A 3,820-nucleotide genomic window follows, 5' to 3' on the forward strand; every position below is an offset into this window, starting at 1 on the left:
CGGCCGAGCGCTACGAGCCTTATGAGCCCGCCGATCCGGCGCGGACCCCCAGCCGCCTGCTCGCTTTCTCGATGCTCGGCCTCGCGCTGCTGGTGGCGCTGGGCTACCTTTACTGGCGCGGCACGGTGGCGGGCGAAAACCCCGCCGCGATCGCGGTGCAGAGCGCTTCGCAGCCCGCAGCTCCATCGGTTGCAACGCCGGCTCCTGCTGCGGCGAGCATGACGCCGGTTCCGGAAGCCGGCGCCACCGCGCTGCTCACCGCCGAACAGCCGGTGTGGCTGCGGGTCAGCGATGGCGACAGCAAATTGTTCGAGGGCATGCTCGAGCCCGGCGACCATTATGCGGTGCCCGCCACCGCCACCGATCCGCGCCTGCGGACCAGCCGCGCGACCGTGCTCAAGGTGACGGTGGGCAGCGCCTCGATCCCGCCGCTGGGGCCGCCGGAAACGCTGATCAAGAATATCAGCCTCACGCCGCAGGCGCTGCTCGCGCATGCCGGTGCAGCACCGCAGGGTTCGCCTTCCCCCGCGCTTTAGACGTGATCTTGCAGATCGACTTGGCTCGGCCTGCATGCCATCGCATCGCGCGATGCTGTACCGCGGGCCAAGGGAGCGATGATGCGATTCGAGGGCAGTCAGGCCTATGTCGCCACCGATGATCTGAAGGTCGCGGTCAACGCCGCCGTGACGCTGCGCCGTCCGCTGCTGGTCAAGGGCGAGCCCGGCACCGGCAAGACCGTGCTCGCGCAGGAGATCGCCGCCGCGCTCGGCGCGCCGCTGATCGAATGGAATGTGAAGTCCACCACCAAGGCGCGGCAGGGGCTTTACGAATATGATGCGGTGGCGCGGCTGCGCGACGGCCAGCTCGGCGATCCGCGCGTTCACGACATCGCCAATTATATCCGCCGCGGCAAGATGTGGGAGGCGTTCACCGCGCCGACCTTGCCCGTGCTGCTGATCGACGAGATCGACAAGGCCGACATCGAATTCCCGAACGATCTGCTCCAGGAGCTCGATCGGATGAGCTTCGACGTCTACGAGACCGGCGAGACGATCACCGCCAGGGAGCGGCCGATCATGATCATCACCTCCAACAACGAGAAGGAACTGCCCGACGCTTTCCTGCGGCGCTGCTTCTTCCACTATATCCGTTTTCCCGATCGCGAGACGATGGAGGCGATCGTCACCGTCCACTTTCCGGGCATCCAGCGCCTGCTCATCGCCCGCGCGCTCGACATCTTCTTCGAGGTGCGCGACGTGCCCGGGCTCAAGAAGAAGCCGTCGACCAGCGAGCTGATCGACTGGCTCAAGCTGCTGCTGCATGAGGACATGCCGCTCGAGGTTCTCCAGAACCGCGACGTGCGACAGGCAATCCCACCGCTCCACGGCGCGCTCCTCAAGAACGAGGCCGACGTGATGCTGTTCGAGCGGCTGGCCTTCCTCGCCCGGCGGCAGGGCGGCTAGGAGCATGCCGGATGAGAAACCGATCCGGAGCGGACAATGCCATTGCGGCGCCGTCCGCTTCGAGGCGACGCTGAGCGACGGCTTCAACACCATCCGCCGCTGCACCTGTTCCTATTGCCGGATGCGCGGCGCGGTCGCCGTCTCGGCCGAGGTGGGCGGCGTCACTATCCTGCGCGGTGAAGAATTACTGGCCAGCTATCGCTTCAATACAGGCTCAGCCCAGCATTTCTTCTGCTCGCGCTGCGGCATCTACACCCACCATCAACGCCGATCCAATCGGCAGCAATATGGCGTCAACGTCGCCTGCCTCGATGGGGTGAGCCCGTTCGATTTCGTCGAGGTCCCGGTGCTGGATGGCGTGCGGCACCCGAACGACAATGGCGGGGCGCTGCGGCGGGCGGGCACGCTGCGCTTCGAGCCGGCGTCCGACTGAAGCGGCTCCAGTCCCTTGTTCCTCTCCTTTCTCGAACAATTGCGCGGTGCGGGCATCAAGGCGGGGCTCAAGGAGCATCTGACGCTGCTGGAGGCGCTCGACGCCGATGCGATCGCGCTCAGCCCCGAGCATTTCTATTATCTCGCGCGCGCTACCTACGTGAAGGACGAGGGGCTGATCGATCGCTTCGACCAAGTGTTCGCGCGCGTGTTTCGCGGGGTGATCGGCGCGAAGGGCCCGCCGGGCGAGGTTCCCGAGGAATGGCTGAAGGCGATCGCCGAGAAATATCTCACGCCCGAAGAGATGGCGAAGATCCAGTCGCTCGGTGACTGGGATGAGATCATGGCGACGCTGAAGAAGCGGCTGGAGGAACAGCAGAAGCGCCATCAGGGCGGCAGCAAATGGATCGGCACGGGCGGTACATCGCCCTTCGGCAATTCGGGCTACAACCCCGAAGGCGTGCGCATCGGCGGCGAATCCCGGCACGGGCGCGCGATCAAGGTGTGGGACAAGCGCGAATTCAGAAACCTCGACAGCAGTCTGGAACTGGGCACGCGCAACATCAAGGTGGCGCTTCGCCGCCTCCGCCGCTTCGCGCGTGAGGGCGCCGCGACGGAGCTCGATCTGGAAGAGACGATCGACGGCACCGCGCGGCAGGGCTGGCTGGATATCGCGATGCGCCCCGAGCGGCACAATGCGGTCAAGCTATTGCTTTTCCTGGACGTCGGCGGATCGATGGAGGAGCATGTCCGCGTCTGCGAGGAGCTGTTTTCCGCCGCGACCGGCGAGTTCAAGCATCTCGAATTCTTCTACTTCCACAATTGCGTCTACGAAGGCGTGTGGAAGGACAATCGCCGCCGGTTCGCCGAGCGGACGCCGACGGAGCAGGTGCTTCACAAATTCGGGCACGATTACAAATTGGTGATCGTCGGCGATGCACAGATGAGTCCCTATGAAATCAGCCATGCCGGCGGATCAGTCGAACATATGAATCCGGAAGCCGGCGCGGTGTGGCTCACGCGGCTGACCGAGGTCTATCCCGCGACGGCCTGGATCAATCCGACTCCGGAGGGCGCATGGCCTCATTCGCAATCGACGCAGATGATCCGCCGGCTGATGGACGATCGCATGTATCCGCTGACGCTGGAGGGTCTGGAGCGCGCGACGCGGGCGCTGTCGGCGAAGCGGTGACCGGCGCCCCATCGATCACAAATGGTCAGCGGGACAATGTCCACCCCGGCGGCAGATAATCGGTCGACATGTAATAATAGAGCCGGCAGGTGCCGTCCGCCGTCATGCTGTCGCCCTTGACGATCCCGAACGCGATCGTGCCGAGGAAGACCGGCCCGCCGCTGTCGCCGCTCTTGCAGGCCGGGCCCTTCACCGCGACCCAGGTCGGCGTGCACGGCCCCGCGCAAAGATCGCCCGGCGGGGCATAATCGACGAACGCGACCTCGGCGCAGCTATAGTCGGTCCGCTCGCCGCGATGGCAGACGATGTCGCCCGCGCGCGTGCTCTCCCGGTTGCGCCAGCTCGTCAGCGCGCGCGTCTGCGTCTTGCTGTCGGCATGGAACAATGGCGCGAGCGGCTGCGGCGCGGCGTGGATCTGCACGTCCTGATAGCGCGCGCCCCATGCACCGAGCATCGGCAGCGGCACCTCGCTCTTGTCGCCGTCGATGAAGCTCAAATTGTCGGGGCAGTGCGCGGCGGTGGTGAGCGCCGTCCGCGCGCCGTCGGTGACGACGAAGCCCGAGGTGCAGACGAAGCGCCGGCCGGAGGCATCGCGCCCGGTGACCCGCGCGCCGCCCTCGACCGCGAGATCGGCGTCCGCCTCCGCCCAGCTCCGCACCTCGACCGGCACGCCCGCGATCGCCTCGATCCGGGCGGCGGTCGCGACCGGATCGCCGCCGTCGAGATCCTGCGC

The 3,820-nt window shown here is 66.3% G+C and carries 4 protein-coding genes and 1 pseudogene; 4 read left to right on the forward strand and 1 reads right to left on the reverse strand.

From position 1 onward, the window contains the following. From HUU94_RS03080 to HUU94_RS03095, 4 genes are all read left to right on the forward strand, one after another. The coding region (locus tag HUU94_RS03080; protein WP_174273653.1) for a DUF4115 domain-containing protein at positions 1 to 536 on the forward strand (536 nt) is incomplete at its 5' end. Between the two features lie 81 nt (positions 537 to 617). Continuing rightward, positions 618 to 1,463, forward strand: a complete 846-nt coding sequence (locus HUU94_RS03085; protein WP_174273654.1) for an AAA family ATPase — start codon at positions 618 to 620, stop codon at positions 1,461 to 1,463. Positions 1,464 to 1,467: 4 nt separating this feature from the next. Further along, positions 1,468 to 1,896: a GFA family protein gene (locus tag HUU94_RS03090; RefSeq protein WP_174273655.1), complete on the forward strand. Its 429-nt coding sequence runs from the start codon at positions 1,468 to 1,470 to the stop codon at positions 1,894 to 1,896. A 15-nt stretch (positions 1,897 to 1,911) separates the two neighbouring features. Then, positions 1,912 to 3,087, forward strand: a complete 1,176-nt coding sequence (locus HUU94_RS03095; RefSeq protein WP_174273656.1) for a vWA domain-containing protein — start codon at positions 1,912 to 1,914, stop codon at positions 3,085 to 3,087. Between the two features lie 25 nt (positions 3,088 to 3,112). Here the strand turns inward: HUU94_RS03095 and HUU94_RS03100 are convergent. Continuing rightward, a pseudogene (locus tag HUU94_RS03100) lies at positions 3,113 to 3,820 on the reverse strand (S1 family peptidase); the annotation flags it as partial.

The organism is Sphingomonas bacterium (genome assembly GCF_903644055.1).
In the GTDB taxonomy this organism is placed as follows: Bacteria; Pseudomonadota; Alphaproteobacteria; order Sphingomonadales; family Sphingomonadaceae; genus Sphingomonas_I.